This is a genomic window from Aeromonas sp. QDB39, from assembly GCF_027707585.1.
Taxonomy (GTDB): domain Bacteria; phylum Pseudomonadota; class Gammaproteobacteria; order Enterobacterales; family Aeromonadaceae; genus Aeromonas; species Aeromonas hydrophila.
In genome coordinates, this window is record NZ_JAPCIV010000020.1 from 60083 (window position 1) to 76181 (window position 16099).

At 64.2% G+C, this 16099-nt stretch carries 17 protein-coding genes; 12 read left to right on the plus strand and 5 right to left on the minus strand.

Features of this window, described 5'->3' with window-relative positions; genetic code table 11:
* The first annotated feature begins 34 nt into the window (after positions 1-34).
* From argC to PG899_RS13335, 6 genes are all read left to right on the plus strand, one after another.
* A complete protein-coding gene (gene argC / locus PG899_RS13310; protein ID WP_077096406.1) occupies positions 35-1042 on the plus strand; it encodes an N-acetyl-gamma-glutamyl-phosphate reductase in 1008 nt (335 codons plus the stop codon).
* Positions 1043-1065: 23 nt separating this feature from the next.
* Positions 1066-1869 (plus strand): acetylglutamate kinase, encoded by an 804-nt coding sequence (argB, locus tag PG899_RS13315; RefSeq protein ID WP_077096405.1) that lies wholly within the window; start codon positions 1066-1068, stop codon positions 1867-1869.
* A gap of 25 nt (positions 1870-1894) precedes the next feature.
* Complete coding sequence (locus PG899_RS13320; protein ID WP_179101431.1) at positions 1895-2806, plus strand: ornithine carbamoyltransferase; 912 nt, start codon at positions 1895-1897, stop codon at positions 2804-2806.
* A gap of 54 nt (positions 2807-2860) precedes the next feature.
* Positions 2861-4096 carry an argininosuccinate synthase gene (locus PG899_RS13325; protein ID WP_016349361.1) on the plus strand — a complete coding sequence of 412 codons (1236 nt, stop codon included), beginning with the start codon at positions 2861-2863 and terminating at the stop codon, positions 4094-4096.
* A gap of 423 nt (positions 4097-4519) precedes the next feature.
* Entirely contained in the window at positions 4520-5902 is a 1383-nt protein-coding gene (gene argH, locus PG899_RS13330; protein WP_077096403.1) for an argininosuccinate lyase, read from the plus strand.
* A gap of 127 nt (positions 5903-6029) precedes the next feature.
* Positions 6030-6665, plus strand: a complete 636-nt coding sequence (locus PG899_RS13335) for an FMN-binding negative transcriptional regulator (RefSeq protein WP_077096402.1) — start codon at positions 6030-6032, stop codon at positions 6663-6665.
* A gap of 73 nt (positions 6666-6738) precedes the next feature.
* Here PG899_RS13335 and PG899_RS13340 read toward each other — a convergent pair whose 3' ends face one another.
* From PG899_RS13340 to PG899_RS13360, 5 genes are all read right to left on the minus strand, one after another.
* Positions 6739-7200: a hypothetical protein gene (locus PG899_RS13340; protein WP_077096401.1), complete on the minus strand. Its 462-nt coding sequence runs from the start codon at positions 7198-7200 to the stop codon at positions 6739-6741.
* A gap of 200 nt (positions 7201-7400) precedes the next feature.
* On the minus strand, positions 7401-7613 hold the full coding sequence (locus PG899_RS13345) for a hypothetical protein (RefSeq protein WP_016349365.1): 213 nt from the start codon (positions 7611-7613) through the stop codon (positions 7401-7403).
* A 108-nt stretch (positions 7614-7721) separates the two neighbouring features.
* Positions 7722-8063 carry a DUF1294 domain-containing protein gene (locus PG899_RS13350; RefSeq protein ID WP_011704568.1) on the minus strand — a complete coding sequence of 114 codons (342 nt, stop codon included), beginning with the start codon at positions 8061-8063 and terminating at the stop codon, positions 7722-7724.
* Positions 8060-8650: a sugar O-acetyltransferase gene (locus tag PG899_RS13355; protein ID WP_016349367.1), complete on the minus strand. Its 591-nt coding sequence runs from the start codon at positions 8648-8650 to the stop codon at positions 8060-8062. The genes PG899_RS13350 and PG899_RS13355 overlap by 4 nt, the downstream gene beginning before the upstream one ends.
* 80 nt (positions 8651-8730) lie before the next feature.
* Positions 8731-9993: an MgtC/SapB family protein gene (locus PG899_RS13360; protein WP_016349368.1), complete on the minus strand. Its 1263-nt coding sequence runs from the start codon at positions 9991-9993 to the stop codon at positions 8731-8733.
* Between the two features lie 209 nt (positions 9994-10202).
* Between PG899_RS13360 and PG899_RS13365 the strand changes: the two genes are divergently transcribed.
* From PG899_RS13365 to cbl, 6 genes are all read left to right on the plus strand, one after another.
* Positions 10203-11204, plus strand: coding sequence for a sulfate ABC transporter substrate-binding protein (locus PG899_RS13365; RefSeq protein WP_077096400.1), 1002 nt, complete (start codon positions 10203-10205; stop codon positions 11202-11204).
* Positions 11205-11260: 56 nt separating this feature from the next.
* Complete coding sequence (locus PG899_RS13370; RefSeq protein ID WP_077096399.1) at positions 11261-11836, plus strand: RBBP9/YdeN family alpha/beta hydrolase; 576 nt, start codon at positions 11261-11263, stop codon at positions 11834-11836.
* Between the two features lie 279 nt (positions 11837-12115).
* Positions 12116-12955, plus strand: coding sequence for a sulfate ABC transporter permease subunit CysT (gene cysT / locus PG899_RS13375; protein ID WP_005308571.1), 840 nt, complete (start codon positions 12116-12118; stop codon positions 12953-12955).
* The gene (cysW, locus tag PG899_RS13380) at positions 12952-13848 is read left to right on the plus strand and encodes a sulfate ABC transporter permease subunit CysW (RefSeq protein ID WP_077096398.1); all 897 of its coding nucleotides are present in this window, start codon (positions 12952-12954) and stop codon (positions 13846-13848) included. The genes cysT and cysW overlap by 4 nt, the downstream gene beginning before the upstream one ends.
* Positions 13849-13870: 22 nt before the next feature.
* Positions 13871-14938: a sulfate/molybdate ABC transporter ATP-binding protein gene (locus tag PG899_RS13385; RefSeq protein ID WP_011704575.1), complete on the plus strand. Its 1068-nt coding sequence runs from the start codon at positions 13871-13873 to the stop codon at positions 14936-14938.
* Between the two features lie 176 nt (positions 14939-15114).
* The gene (cbl, locus tag PG899_RS13390) at positions 15115-16062 is read left to right on the plus strand and encodes an HTH-type transcriptional regulator Cbl (protein WP_011704576.1); all 948 of its coding nucleotides are present in this window, start codon (positions 15115-15117) and stop codon (positions 16060-16062) included.
* Positions 16063-16099 lie beyond the last annotated feature (37 nt).

The window sequence follows — 16099 nt, forward strand, 5'->3', positions numbered from 1 at the left end:
TGTGAATCTCGAACTCTGACTTGGAATACTCAACATGCTTAACACCGTTATCGTCGGTGCCAGTGGCTACGCGGGAGCCGAGCTGGCCGCCCTGGTCCAGAACCATCCACAACTCAAGTTGTTCGGCCTCTATGTTTCCGCCGGCAGCCAAGACGCCCACAAGCGTTTCTCTTCTCTGCATCCCCAGTGGGTCGGCGCGCTGGATCAGCCGCTGCTGCCGCTGGACGAAGATGGCATGACCCGGATCCTGACCCAGGCCGATCTGGTGCTGCTGGCCACCGCCCACGAGGTGAGCGCCGAGCTTGCACCCAAGTTCCTGGCCAAGGGGCTGCCGGTGTTCGATCTCTCCGGCGCCTTCCGGGTCAAGGATCAGAACTTTTACGACAGCTTCTACGGCTTTACCCACGAGAGCGAACAGTGGCTGGATCAGGCCGCCTACGGCCTGGCGGAGTGGAATGCCGAAGCGGTCAAGGCGGCCCAGCTGATTGCCGTGCCTGGTTGCTACCCGACCGCCTCCCTTTGCGCCCTCAAGCCGTTGCAGCAAGCCGGACTGATTGCCAAGGGGTGGCAGCCCATCATCAACGCCGTCTCCGGGGTCTCCGGGGCAGGTCGCAAAGCGGCCATCAACACCAGCTTCTGCGAGGTGAGCCTCAACCCCTACGGCACCTTCAATCACAGACATCAGCCGGAGATCAGCCACCACCTCGGCAAGGAGGTGCTGTTCCAGCCTCACCTTGGCAACTATGTGCGCGGCATTCTGGCCACCATCTATGTGCAACTGGCGGACGGCGTGACACAGACCCAGGTGGATCAGGCCTACCTCAAGGCCTACGAGGGCAAGCCGCTGGTGCGCCTCACCGGCCAGATGCCCTCCATCCGTGGTGTTGCGGGCACCCCGTACTGCGACCTCGCCTGGCAACAGCAGGGCAACATGCTGGTGGTGGTCTCCGCCATCGACAACCTGCTCAAGGGCGCCGCCTCCCAGGCCATGCAGTGCATAAATATCAAATTTGGATTTGAACCGGCCACCGGCCTGATTTAAGGACTCAAGGAAGGATCGCAACGATGGACAAGCAGACTCTGGTAATCAAGTTGGGTGGCGCACTGATCGAAAACGACGAGGCGCTGACCGCCCTGTTCGCCACCCTCAAGACCTTTCTGGACGAGCAGCACAGACCCCTGGTGCTGGTGCACGGCGGCGGCTGCCTGGTGGATGACCTGCTCAAGGGGCTGGGTCTCACCTCCACCAAGAAGAACGGTCTGCGGGTGACCCCGTTCGAGCAGATCCCCTTCATCGCCGGCGCGCTGGCCGGTACCGCCAACAAGATGATGATGGCCAAGGCCATCGCCACCGACATCCCGGCGGTGGGGCTCTGCCTGGCGGACGGCGGTCTGTGCCAGGTGACCCAGCTCGACCCGGCGCTCGGCGCCGTGGGTGACTGCCAGCCGGGCAACCCGGCGCTGGTGGCGGGGATCCTCGCTCAGGGCTTCCTGCCGGTGGTGAGCTCCATCGGCATCACGGCCCAGGGGCAGCTGATGAACGTCAACGCGGATCAGGCGGCCACCGCCATTGCCGAGGCGCTGGGCGCCGATTTGGTGATGCTCTCCGACGTGAGCGGCATCCTGGATGGCAAGGGCAAGCTGGTGCCCCAGCTCGACAAGGTGACCGCGCTGGATCTGATGGAGAAGGGGGTGATCAGCGACGGCATGGCGGTCAAGGTGAAAGCCGCCCTGCATGCCGCCGAGACCCTGGGCAAACCGGTCTGTGTCGCCAGCTGGCGCTACCCGGATCAGCTGCTCAAGCTGCTGGCTGGCGGCGCCGTCGGTACTATCGTCACGAGTGCCGTCGGCACTGGGGTCCCCCTCTGATCTCCACCGGAACAAGGAACATCCGATGCAACATCTTCTGAAAGACAGTGATCTGAACAAAGCCCAGATTGAAGCGCTGATCGCCCTGGGCAAAGCGGTCAAGGCCGACCCAAAGAAGTACGGCCAGGCGCTGGCCGGCAAGAGCGTGGTGACTCTGTTCGAGAAGCCCTCCCTGCGCACCCGGGTCACCTTCGACATTGGCATCGCCAAACTGGGCGGCCACAGCGTCTATCTGGATCAGCAGAACGGCGCGCTGGGCAAGCGGGAATCGGTGAAGGATTTCGCCGCCAACCTGTCGCGCTGGTGTGATGCCATCGTCGCCCGGGTGTTCGATCACCAGACCCTGGTCGAGCTGGCGGAGCACGGCACAGTGCCGGTGGTGAACAGCCTGTGCAACCTCTACCACCCCTGTCAGGGGCTGGCGGACTTTATGACCATTGCCGAGCACTATGACGACCTGTCGAAGGTGAAGCTGGCCTACCTCGGTGATGGCAACAACGTCAGCCACTCTCTGCTGCTGCTGGGAGCGACCCTGGGTACCGACGTGACCCTGGTCTGCCCGAAAGGCCACGGCCCGGATACCCAGATCTTCCTGCAGGCCCAGGCGCTGGCAGCCCAGTCCGGTGCGACCATCCACATCAGCGACGACGTGGCGGCCATCGAAGGGTTTGACGTGGCCTACACGGATACCTGGGTCTCCATGGGTGACAACACGCCAATGGAGCAGGTAAAAGATATCTTTATGCCTTATCAGATCAACCAGGCCCTGCTCGACCGTACCGGAATCCAGCATGTGCTGCACTGCCAGCCGGCGCACCGGGAGCTGGAGATCACCTCTCAGGTCATGGACGGGCCTGGCTCCCTCATCATGGACGAGGCAGAAAACCGGATGCATATCCAGAACGCCGTACTGCTGACCCTGCTTGGGCACAAATAACGGCAACCGACCCCAAATAACACCCTTTTATCGAATCATCATGGAGAGAAGTAAATGAGCGGAATCAACAAGATCGTACTGGCTTACTCGGGCGGACTGGATACCTCGGCCATCATTCCCTGGCTGAAGGAAAACTATGATGCGGAGATCATCGCCTTCGTCGCCGACGTCGGTCAGGAGCGTGACGATCTGGAAGGGATCGAGCAAAAAGCCATCGCCTCCGGTGCCACCAAGTGCATCGTCAAGGATCTGCGGGAAGAGTTCGTCAAAGAGTACGTCTACCCGACCCTGAAGACCGGCGCCGTCTATGAGGGCACCTATCTGCTGGGGACCTCCATGGCCCGTCCGGTGATCGCCAAGGCCATGGTCGAGGCCGCGCTGGCGGAAGGGGCCGATGCCATCTCCCACGGTTGCACCGGCAAGGGCAACGATCAGGTGCGTTTCGAAGGTGCGGTCGCCGCGCTGGCGCCCCAGCTGAAAGTGATCGCCCCCTGGCGTCTGTGGGACATGCGCTCCCGGGAGGATCTGCTGGCCTACCTGGAGACCCGCAACATCCCCTGCAAGGCGACCCTGAAGAAGATCTACAGCCGCGATGCCAACGCCTGGCACATCTCCACCGAGGGTGGCGAGCTGGAGAGCACCTGGAACGAGCCGTCCGAAGCGGTCTGGCAGTGGACCGTGCCCGCCGAGCAGGCACCGGATCAGCCGGAGTACGTCAAGCTGACCGTGGCCCAGGGTGAAGTGGTGGCCGTTGACGACCAGCCGCTCAGCCCGCACCAGATCCTGATGACCCTGAACGAGCGTGCCGGCAAGCACGGCGTAGGCCGCATCGACATCACCGAAAACCGGATGGTGGGCATGAAGTCCCGCGGCTGCTACGAGACCCCGGGTGGTACCGTGATGGTCGCCGCGCTGCGCGCAGTGGAAGAGCTGGTACTGGATCGCCCGACCCGCGCCTGGCGGGAAAAGCTGGGGGCCGAGTTCTCCCACCTGGTCTATGACGGTCGCTGGTTCACCCCGCTGTGCAAGGCCATCGTCGCCTCCGCCAATGCCATTGCCGAAGATCTCGACGGTGAAGTGGTGCTGAAGATGTACAAGGGTCAGGTCACCGCGGTGCAGAAGAAGTCGCCGAACAGCCTCTACTCCGAAGACTTCGCCACTTTCGGCGCCGACGAAGTGTACGACCAGAGCCATGCCGAAGGCTTCATCCGTCTCTACACCCTGGCCAGCCGGATCCGCGCCATGAAGGAGCAGCACCAGGCCATCGGTGGCGATCACACCCACGGCTAAGCAAGCGCGATAACCCGTTGATTCCGTTGAGGGGGCATGGCCCCCTCTTCTGTAGGTTGAGGGCATGGCTCCTGAGCCATCATCGGCGGTGTGACAAGAGCGGCAGCGCCCCGGCCGCTTCTGTGAGATAACAGGGGAGGTTTTCGAATTATTTGGTGTGCTTTGCCCCCTTCTCCCCTTGCGGGAGAAGGGTTGGGGATGAGGGGGAGGTCATTGGCCATTCCCCTCACCCTAGCCCTCTCCCAGAGGGAGAGGGGACCGGTTCGTAGTTGCTGGATGTGACGTGTTTAACGGCAACAGCGTCGCTCACTACCGCACTGTTATGCAGAAAAATACAGGGCAAGATTTTTGCGCGCAGGCCAAGGGGCTGCGCCAGTACGGCAGGCACAAAGCGCCGCCGACAACGCATTCAAGGAGAGCAGTATGGCACTTTGGGGTGGACGCTTCCGTCAGGGAGCCGATAGCCGGTTCAAGCAGTTCAACGATTCGCTGCGGTTCGATTACCGGCTGGCAGAGCAGGATATTCAGGGCTCCATGGCCTGGGCCAAAGCGCTGGTCAAGGTGGGCGTGTTGACCGAGGGTGAACAGGCCAAGTTACAGCAGGCGATGGAAGTGCTGCTCGCCTCGGTGCAGCAGGATCCCCAGCAGATCCTCAGCTCGGACGCCGAAGATATCCACTCCTGGGTCGAGAGCCAGCTCATCGCCGCCGTCGGCGACCTTGGCAAAAAGCTGCACACCGGCCGCTCGCGCAACGATCAGGTCGCCACCGACCTGAAACTCTGGTGCAAGGCCCAGGGCGAGCTGCTGCTTGGCTCCATCACCGCCCTGCAACAAGGGCTGGTCGCCTCCGCTCGCGCCAATCAGGCCGCTGTGCTGCCGGGTTACACCCACCTGCAGCGGGCCCAACCGGTCACCTACGCCCACTGGGCGCTGGCCTATGTGGAGATGCTGGAGCGGGACTACTCCCGCCTGCAGGATGCCCTCAAGCGCCTCGACACCAGCCCGCTCGGCTGTGGCGCACTGGCGGGCACCGCCTACGCCATCGACCGCGAAGCCCTGGCGCTCGACATGGGCTTTGCCGGCGCCACCCGCAACAGCCTGGATTCGGTCTCCGACCGGGATCACGTGGTGGAGCTGATGCACGTGGCATCCCTCTCCATGACCCACCTGTCGCGCTTTGCCGAAGATCTTATCTTCTACAACACTGGCGAGGCGGGCTTTGTCGAGCTGTCCGATGCGGTCACCTCAGGTTCGTCGCTGATGCCGCAGAAGAAGAACCCGGATGCGCTGGAGCTGATCCGCGGCAAGACCGGTCGGGTGGTCGGCGCCCAGATGGGCATGCTGATGAGCCTGAAGGCGCTGCCGCTGGCCTACAACAAGGACATGCAGGAAGACAAAGAGGGGCTGTTCGATGCCCTCGACACCTGGCACGACTGCCTCGACATGGCGGCGCTGGTGCTGATCGATCTGAAGGTCAATGGCGAACGCACCATGGCGGCGGCCCAGGGCGGCTACGCCAATGCCACTGAGCTGGCGGACTATCTGGTGGCCAAGGGAATTCCGTTCCGTGAGGCGCACCATATCGTCGGCGAGACCGTGGTCTACGCGATCCAGGTGAAGAAGCCGCTGGAGGAGCTGACCATCGGCGAGTTCCAGCGCTTCAGCCCGGTGATCGAGTTCGACGTCTACCCCAATCTGGAGCTGGAAGCGACCCTCGCCAAGCGGGTTGCCAAAGGCGGCGTCGCCCGTGAGCAGGTTGAGGCAGCCCTGACTGCCGCCGAAGCTTGGCTGGCCAAGCGCGGCTGATTGCCAAGCCGAATGAAACGAAGAGGGCTCAGGCCCTCTTTTTTATGTCTATGCCATCGCCTGCCACTACCGATTGCGCAAGAATGGGCTGCTGCATGGACGTCAATGCCTCGCTCAAGGAGCCCTTATGTATCAACCACCCCATTTCGCCGTTACCGACTCCGAGACCCTGCACCAGCTGATCCGGGCCTATCCGCTGGGGGCCCTGATCACCCATGGTGAAGGAGGACTGGATGCCAACCATCTGCCATTCGAGCTGGATTCAGGGGAAGGGGCCCATGGCGTCCTGCGTGCCCACGTTGCTCGCAACAACCCGCTCTGGCAGGATGTGAAAGACGGTGACGAGGTATTGGTGATCTTCAGGGCCGCCGACGGCTACATCTCCCCCAGCTGGTATCCGGGTAAGCATGAGCATCACCAGCAGGTGCCGACCTGGAACTATGCCGTGGTGCACGCCCATGGCCGTATCCGGGTGAGGGACGATGCCCGCTTCGTGCGTCGCTTGCTCGCGACCCTGACCCGTACCCACGAGGCAGGAGAGTCCATTCCTTGGAAGATGGCGGATGCGCCGCGAGACTATCTCGAGGCCAAAGTGGCTGCTGTGGTGGGAATCGAAATCGAGATAACCGGGCTGGTCGGCAAGTTCAAACTGGGTCAGAACAAGGAGGCGGCGGATCGCCTGGGAGCGGCCAATACCTTGCAGGATCGCGGGCAGACCGCGCTGGCTGAGGCAATGCTGAGTCCACCTTGCTCACTACCCTAGCGTGGCAGCATGAGATCCGGCCCGACAAAAACGGCAACCTCCAGGTTGCCGTTTTTCATGGTTCCACTCCCGCTCACGCGCTGGCATTGAGCAGCTTGCCGACCCCTTCCCCCTTGCCGTTGGGCAGGGTTTGCTTGAAGGCGTAGAGCAGCTGATCGAGGTTGAGGTCGCTGTTGCCAAGGGAGCCCTTGAGGGTGTCGAGCTCGCTCTGCAGTGCGTCGAGGCGGGTGCTCTGGGTGCCGTCGGCCAGCTGGGTGCGGGCGGCGTCGATGGCCTGGGGCAGCGACTGGCCTGAGAACTCCTGACCCAGGGTCTGCATCAGCGCCCCCATGAAATGGTTGATGGCGGGGCGGTTCTGCTCGCTGTTGGCATCCTTGATGCCGAGCCGCTGGAACAGGCTCTGCACCGTGGGGGCGAGCCGCTCTTCCTGCACGGGGGTCTCGGCCTTGGCTTGTGGCGTACCATCGCCGAGCAGCTTGCTGCCGAGCTTGAGGGCAAGGGAGGCGAGGGGAAGCAGGGTGCTGATGGCGATCATGATGTCACTCTCCGTACGACTGATGTCATGACGGAGCAGGGAATGGGCCAGTTTGGCGAAAATTCAGCCTGAAAATGGCAGGGGACTGATCCTGCTGTGAATTTAGTTTTTGCCTGGCAGGAGGCGGGTGAGTGCGGGAGGGGGCGGCGGCAAACCCTTGCAGCCCGGGGGCTGGCCGGTTTGCCGCCCGGCTTGCCGGATCAGAGCTCCTTGAACGGGCGGCGCTTCTCCTCCTCGATGACGATGGCCTCCAGATTGGCGATGCGCTCCTGCAGCTGGTTGATGAGCACATCCTGTTTGCCTAGGCGGTCGGTGATACGAATATCCCCCAGCTGGTAGCGGGCCCGCTTGCTGAGAAAGCCGAACAGTGCGCTGATGAAGACGATCAGCACGATACCGGTCCACATGGTCATGAGTGACTCCTTGCCGATGAACAAACGAGAAAACAGCCTGCTTGCCTTCTGTTGTCTCATACCCGATTGCCGGCTGCAATGGCCGACAATCGAGCATTGCGACCCACGTCAGATCGTCTGCCAGAGCGGACGGCCGAGCCAGAGTCCCCACAGGGTGAGGTGCAGCAGCACGATGAACCAGAACACCCTGCGGTAGCTCCCCTTCTGGGTCTTGTGACGCAACCAGTGGCGGGCCACCAGGGCGCCTGGCCAGCCACCGAACAGCTCCAGCAGGTGGAGCCGGGATTCGGGGATGCGCCAGCCACCGCGAATGGCCTGGCGCTTGTCGTGGGCGTAGGCCAGCACCGTCAGCAGGCTCATGGTGGTGACGATGGCGAGCGGCCACCAGTTGGCGTCGGCCAGGCCGAGCCAGGCGGTCCACAGCAGGGGAAGCAGGGCGAGCCAGATCACAGGGCCAGCTCCCAGCCACGGGGGGCGTCCGGGCTCAGGCTGCGGATCACGCGCGCCGGGTTGCCCACCGCCACCGAGTCGGCCGGGATGTCGCGGGTGACCACTGCGCCGGCACCTATGATGGAGCGCGGCCCTATGGTGACGCCGGGGCAGATGATGGCGCCGCCGCCAATCCAGCAGTCATCGCCGATCCGCACCGGCTTGTTGTAGGCGGTCCAGTTGCGTCGCTCCAGATAGTCCATGGTGTGGGTGGCGGTGTAGATCTGCACGTTGGGGGCCAGCAGCACATGGCTGCCTATATGCACCTCGCCCACGTCGAGAATGGTGATGTTGAAGTTGAAGAAGGTCTTCTCGCCGATGTGGATGTTGCGGCCGAATTCGCAGGTGAAGGGAGTGCTGATCCAGCAGGAGTCGGGGCAGTGGCCGAACAGCTCGCCGCACAGGCGCTGGCGCAGGGCTTCGTCACCGGCCGGAGAGGCGTTGAGTTGTGCCAGCAGCGCCTGACCGCGGATCCGGTCGTTCGCTATCTCCTCGCTCTGGCTGTCCAGGGCGCCGCCCGCCAGTACCTTGTCCCAATCGCTTGCCATGCTACAGCTCCTCTCATGTGCCAAGAGGAGCCAGTATACGCGAGCACTTTGGTGGCGTCAGGCTGTCACTTGCTGCAACCTCAGGCGCCGGGCCAGATCAGCGGCAGGATCAGCAGGGCCGAGACGAAGTAGGGCAGCAGCACCCGCAGCCCCAGCCGGCGGCCACCGATCCCCAGGGCCAGCAGCCCCTTCACCAGCGAGTTGACCAGCCCGGCCAGCAGGATGCCGCGGGCCGCCACCTCCAGCGCCAGCTCCTTGTGGGAGAGCTGGGAGAGCGACAAGGTGATGGCGTCCACGTCGGTGATGCCGGAGACCAGCGACAGCAGGTAGACCCCTGAGTTGCCTACCTTGCTCTGCAGCAGGGTGGCCATGAAGCCGATCAGTGCCAGCAGCAGGCCGAACTTGATGGCGGTGGCCAGATCGAGCGGGTTGCTGGTCTGGGGCTGCACCGGGCCGTCGGTCAGCTCCTCGCGCTGGCGCCAGAACCAGAAGGCGAAGCCGTAGACGGTGGCCGCCAGCAGCAGCAGGGGCGCCGCCAGACGCATCGCCAGCTCGCTGTGAATGAGCAGTACCAGCACCAGCAGCCGCAGCCACATGGTGGCCCCCGCCAGCAGGATGCCGGTGGCCAGCAGCCGCTCCAGCCCCCCCTGCTCCTTGTTGAGGCGGGCAAACTGCAGGGTGAGGGCGGTGGAGGAGGCGAGCCCCGCCAGTATGCTGGTGAGCACCAGCCCGGCGCGGGTGCCGAGCAGGCGCACCGCGAAGTGGCCGCAGAACGAGATGCCGGCGATCACCACCACCATCAGCCAGATCTTGAAGGGGTTGAAGGCATCGAGCGGTCCCATCTCCTCGTTGGGCAGCACCGGTAGCAGCACCAGCGAGATGAGCAGAAAGCGCAGGGTGGCGTGAAATTCGGTTTCGCTGAGAAACAGCATCCCCTGCTGGATCTTGCCCTTGAGCCCCATCAGCAGGGCCGCCAGCACGGCGCAGGCCACCGCCTCGCTCGGGCTCAGCAGCACCGACATCAGCCCCAGCAGATAGGTGAGCAGCATGGCCACCGAACTGGTGAGGCCGAACTCCCCCTGCCAGCGCTGGGCCAGCCAGACCGAGAGGCCGCAGCCCGTCACCACCGCCAGCAGACCGAGCAGCGGCAGCCAGGGGCCGAGGGTGGGCAGCAGCAGGGCGCAGACCCCGCCGAGCAGGCCGATGAGGCCATAGGTGCGCATCCCGGCGATGCGCTGGTTGTCCCCCAGCTGGCGCACCTGCCAGCCCCGCTCCAGACCGATGATGAGGCCGATGGCCAGCGACACCAGGGCGCCATTGACGGGTTCTGCATTGATCCACATAACGACTTCCTTTTCGTCATCTGCCTGCCTTGTTTCCATGATGGCACAGCCGGCACCGGGCCAGCGCGGCCTGGCTCACAGAGTGCGCGAATGGCGCCTGCGGCCTCCTGATATGAGCAAATGAGATAAGCAAAGCGTTATTTCTTGGTTCTCGGCATAACAAGCCCACGGCATGCTGCATTCAACCCAACGAGATATGGAGTATCCCCATGAAACTGCGAATGACCGCCCTGACCCTGCTCTCCCTGCTGGCCCTCGGTCAGGCCAATGCCGCCGAGATCCGTTTGCTCAACGTCTCCTACGATCCGACCCGCGAACTGTTCCAGGAGTACAACGGCGCCTTCGCCAAGGAGTGGAAGGCGAAGACCGGCGACGACGTGGTAGTCAGCCAGTCCCATGGCGGCTCCGGCAAGCAGGCGCGCGCCGTGGTGGACGGGCTGGAGGCGGACGTGGTGTCGCTGGCGCTGGCCTATGACGTCAATGCCGTGGCCAAGCAGGGGCTGATTGCCGCCGACTGGCAGAGCCGGCTGGCCAACAATGCGGCGCCCTACACCTCCACCATCGTGTTCCTGGTGAGAAAGGACAATCCCAAGCAGATCAAGGACTGGGATGACCTGGTACGCAAGGACGTGGCCATTGTCACCCCCAACCCCAAAACCTCCGGCGGGGCGCGCTGGAACTACCTGGCTGCTTGGGGCTATGCCCTGAAGAAGAGCGGCAGCGAGGAGGGGGCCAAGCAGTTCGTCGGTGATCTCTACAAGAACGTGAAGGTGCTGGACTCCGGCGCCCGCGGTGCCACCACCAGCTTCATCGAGCGCGGCCTCGGCGACGTGTTGCTGGCCTGGGAGAACGAAGCCCTGCTGGTGCTGGGTCAGCCCGGCAATAGCGACAAGTTCGAGCTGGTGGTGCCGTCGGTCTCCATCCTGGCCGAGCCGCCGGTGGCGGTGGTGGACAAGGTAGCCAAGAAGCACGGCACGGAAGCGGTCGCCAAGGCTTACCTCGATTATCTCTACTCCGACGAGGGGCAGCGCATCATCGCCAAATATCACTACCGCCCCAGCAACCCGGCGATCCTGAAGGAGACTGCGGCCCAGTTCCCGCAACTGGCGCTGTTCACCGTCAAGGATCTGGAAGGGGATTGGGACAAGGCGCAGAAGAAGCACTTCGCCCAGGGCGCCCTGTTTGACCAGATCTACCAGCCGGGTCGCTAAGCGGCCGGTTATCGCCAACTTATCTGGCCCCTGTGCCAGCTGATAGGAGCACCAAGATGAACAAGATCCTCCTGGTTCCCGGTCTGCACAACAGTGGGCCGGATCACTGGCAGAGCCGCTGGCACCAATACTTCCCCCACTGGCAGCGGATGGTGGGGTTGCCGTGGGATCGGCCGGACCTCACGGTCTGGAGCGCCAAGCTGGCGAGCAAGCTGCGCAGCCGGCGCGGCCGGGCTCACCTGGTGGCCCACTCCTTCGGGGCGCTGGCGGCCATCACGGCGGCGCGCCAGCAGCCCGACAAGGTGGCCTCGCTGTTCATCGTGGCCCCGGCAGATCCGGCCCGCTTCGGCTTGCCAGACGAGCTGCTGGCAGGGTCGCTCAAGGTGTCGGCCCAGCTGGTGGTCAGCCGCAACGATCCCTGGATGAGCTTTGAGCGGGCCGAGTACTGGAGCCGCCAGTGGCAGGTGCCGCTGTTCGATGCCGGCGAGGTGGGCCACATCAATGCCCAGTCCGGCCACGGTGAGTGGAATCAGGGGCTCAACCTGCTCGGCACCCTCTATCGGCGGGCCGAGATGGTGGTGGAGCCGACGCCGGCGGTGTGGGAGCGGCGGGCAGCCTTGAGTTTTCGCTGAGCGGCGAGCGTTGATCACAGAGGTTTGGAATAGAGAAGGAGGGCAGGCACCCGACACCACGACAGTCTGATTTGGATAGCTTGGTACATTGCACGACGCTCCATTTTTAGGTCTTTTATTTATATAAAAGACCTTTTTTTCATTTTATGGCTCTAAAAGCCTTGTCCGCCGCTGTTAGACAAAAAAGTGCTTAGCAAAGGCGTTATTGGTGTTTGTTGCCCCAAACAGGAATGCGCAGAATCGCTGTATCTAATGTTTTTCATAACAAACGGATGCGTTATGCGATTTGGTTCTTACTCCGTGCTGCCGGGCTTCGGCCCGACCCTCGGCTTCAGCTTGCTCTATCTGGGCGTGCTGGTGCTGCTGCCGCTCTCGGCGCTGGTGCTGTTCGCGGTGAACAATCTGACCCTGGCCGAGTTCTGGCAGGTGATCGGTTCGCCGCGGGTGCTCGCCTCCTTTCGTCTGAGCTTCGGGGCCGCCCTGGTGGCGGCGCTGCTCAACGCCCTGTTCGGCCTGATCCTGGCCTGGGTGCTGGTGCGCTACACCTTCCCCGGCCGCCGACTGGTGGATGCCCTGATCGACCTGCCGTTCGCCATGCCCACCGCCGTCTCCGGCATCGCCCTGTGCGCCATCTTCGCCCCCAATGGCTGGATCGGGCAGTGGGTTGCCCCGTTTGGCATCGAGCTCGCCTACAACCCCATCGGTGTGGTGATTGCGCTCACCTTCATCGGGCTGCCGTTCGTGGTGCGCACCCTGCAGCCGGTGCTGCGGGAAGCCGAGACCGAGCAGGAGGAGGCCGCCGCCAGCCTAGGTGCCGATCGCTGGCAGACCTTCATCCGGGTGCTGTGGCCGACCCTGGTGCCTGCCCTGCTGACCGGCTTTGCCCTGGCCTTCGCGCGGGCGGTGGGGGAGTACGGCTCCGTCATCTTCATCGCCGGCAACCTGCCGATGGTGTCGGAGATTGCGCCGCTGATGATCATGAGCCACCTGGAGGAGTACGACTACGCCGGCGCCTCGGCCATCGCCGTGGTCATGCTGCTGATCTCTTTCATTTTGTTACTGCTTATCAACAAGTTGCAGGCCTGGAGCTGGGCCCGTATCGGAGGGAGCCGGATATGAACGCATCCAACGCAAGCCTGGCGCTGGCCACGGGCGAGGCGGCGCCGACCACCTCGGTGCGCCAACCTCCCGTCATCCGCGAGCCGGTCTGGGTCAAGTGGCTACTGATCACGGTCGGCCTCGGCTGGTTTGCCGCCCTGCTGCTGCTGCCGCTGGCCACCGTCTTCATCCAGGCGCTGAGCCCTGGCTTGGCCTTTTTCTGGCACGCCATCAGCGAGCCGGAGGCCCTCAGCGCCCTCGGCCTCACCGCCCTGGTGACCCTCTGCTCGGTGCCCCTCAACCTGCTGTTCGGGGTCGCCGCCGCCTGGGCCATCGCCCGTTTCCGTTTCCCGGGCCGGCAGCTGCTCATCACCATCATCGATCTGCCGTTCTCGGTGTCGCCGGTGATCGCGGGGCTGATGTTCGTGCTGATGTTCGGCAGCCGTGGCTGGTTCGGCGAATGGCTGAGCGAGCACGACATCAAGGTGATCTTCGCCACCCCCGGTATCATCCTGGCCACCACCTTCATCACGGTGCCCTTCGTGGTGCGCGAGCTGCTGCCCCAGATGGAGGCGCGCGGCCCGGAAGAGGAAGAGGCGGCCATCATGCTGGGGGCGAGCGGTCTGCAGATGTTCTGGCGGGTCACTCTGCCCGGCATCCGCTGGAGCCTGATGTACGGCCTGCTGCTCTGTACCGCCCGGGCGGTGGGGGAGTTCGGCGCCGTGTCGGTGGTCTCCGGCCACATTCGCGGCCAGACCAACACCCTGCCGCTGCACATCGAGATCCTCTACAACGAGTACCAGACCGGCGCCGCCTTCGCGGTAGCCAGCCTGTTGGCCCTGTTCGGGATCTTCACCCTGCTGGGGGAAACCCTGCTGGCCCGGCTGCGTGCCCAGCCCACTCACTCTCACTGATCACCGAATTCAAGAGGCTGCCATGAGCATTCAGGTACAAGGACTCAACAAGCATTTCAACCAGTACGCGGCGCTGGCCGACATCAACCTCGACTTTCACGACGGTGAGCTGGTGGCGCTGCTCGGCCCCTCCGGCTGCGGCAAGACCACGTTGCTGAGGATCATCGCCGGGCTGGAGCAGGCCGACAGCGGCAGCGTCATCATCCGCGGCGAGGATGCCTCGGATCTGCACGTGCGCGAGCGCAATGTCGGCTTCGTGTTCCAGCACTACGCCCTGTTTCGTCACATGACGGTGTTTGAGAACGTGGCGTTTGGCCTTAGGGTCAAGCCGCGCAGCGAGCGACCGGCCGAGGCGGCGATCCGCGCCCGGGTCAAGGAGCTGCTGGATCTGGTGCAGCTCAGCCACGTGGCCGCGCGCTACCCGACCCAGCTCTCCGGCGGCCAGCGTCAGCGGGTCGCGCTGGCCCGCGCGCTGGCGGTGCAGCCCAAGGTGCTGCTGCTGGACGAGCCCTTCGGCGCCCTCGACGCCCAGGTGCGCAAGGAGCTGCGCCGCTGGCTGCGGGAGTTGCACGACGAGCTGCACGTCACCAGCCTGTTCGTCACCCACGATCAGGAGGAGGCGCTGGAGGTGGCGGACCGGGTGGTGCTGATGAACGCCGGCAAGGTCGAGCAAATCGGCACCCCGGCCGAGGTCTACGACCAGCCCGCCAGCTCCTTCGTGCACAGCTTCCTCGGCAGCGTGAACCTGTTTCGCGGCCGGGTGGCCGGGCAGGGGCTCGGCATCGGCGAGCAGCTGCTGGGCGGGCCCATCAGCTCCCAGCTGGCGGAAGGCAGCGCCGCCGTCGCCTATGTGCGTCCCCACGAGCTGGAGATACTGCCGGCGGATGCACCGGGCGGCATCAGCGCCACCATCACTCGCCTGCTGCCCATGGGGCCGCGCATCCGGGTGGAACTGCGTGGCAATGGGGATACAAACGGTGCACACTTCGAAGCCGAGCTGAGCAAGGAGGCAGCCCGCGCCTTCAGCCCGGGCCAGGGGGTGCGGCTGGTGGCCAAACAGGCCCAGCTCTACCCGGATTACCAGATTTGAGTGGCAGGCCCTTGGCGGGCCGTGCAGGCAAGCAGCGTGACCATGGCGGGGTCTGCCCGCCAGGGATACAACAGGGTCAGTATGGCGCTCAGAGTTCAGGCTCGGGCGGCCAGACAAGATAACAACAAGGCGGCGGGGAAGGCCCCGACCGGCCGGTCAGCGCAGGAGGCGATGACGTGAATTTTCAGCAGTTGCGAATTATCCGGGAGGCGGCACGGCGGGATTACAACCTGACCGAGGTGGCCAATGCCCTGTTTACCTCCCAGTCCGGGGTCAGCCGCCATATCCGCGAGCTGGAAGAGGAGCTGGGGATCGAGTTGTTCATCCGCTACGGCAAGCGGCTGCTCGGCATGACCGAGCCGGGCAAGGAGCTGCTGGTGATCGCCGAGCGCATCCTCAACGACGCCAACAACATCCGCAAGCTGGCCAGCACCTTCGCCAACCGCGAGTCGGGCCGGCTGCTGGTGGCGACCACCCATACCCAGGCCCGTTATGCCTTGCCGCGGGTGGTGAAGGCGTTTCGCGAGCAGTTCCCGCTGGTGCAGCTGGAGCTGCGCCAGGGCAGCCCGGAGGAGATAGTGCGGCTGGTGCAGACCGGCGAGGTGGACATCGGTATCAGCAGCGAGCAGCTCGACAAGAGCGAAGGGGTGGTGGCGTTTCCCTACTACCGCTGGCACCACAACATAGTGGTGCCGGAGCAGCATCCGCTCACCGCCGAGCGGGAGCTGACCCTGGCGGCGCTGGCCCACTGGCCCATCATCACCTATCAGGCCGGCCTGACCGGGCGGGCGCGGGTGGACGAGGCGTTTGCCGAGGCCGGCATCGCCCCGCAGATCCTGCTGACCGCGCAGGACTCCGACGTCATCAAGACCTATGTCGAGCTGGAGATGGGGGTGGGCATACTGGCTGACATGGCGTTTGACACCCAGCGCGACAAGGGGCTGGTGCAGCTGGACGGCAGCCGGCTGTTTGCGCCCCACACCGCCTGGATCGGTCTCAAGCAGGGGCAGTTCCAGCACAACTTCGCCTGGCAGTTCATCCAGCTCTGCAACCCGGAGCTGGCGCTGGCGGACATTCAGGCCCGCGCCATGGGCAGCGAGGCGGCCATCGATTTCCAGATCTGAGGTGGTGCATCAGAAAAAACGGGGAGCCAGTGGCTCC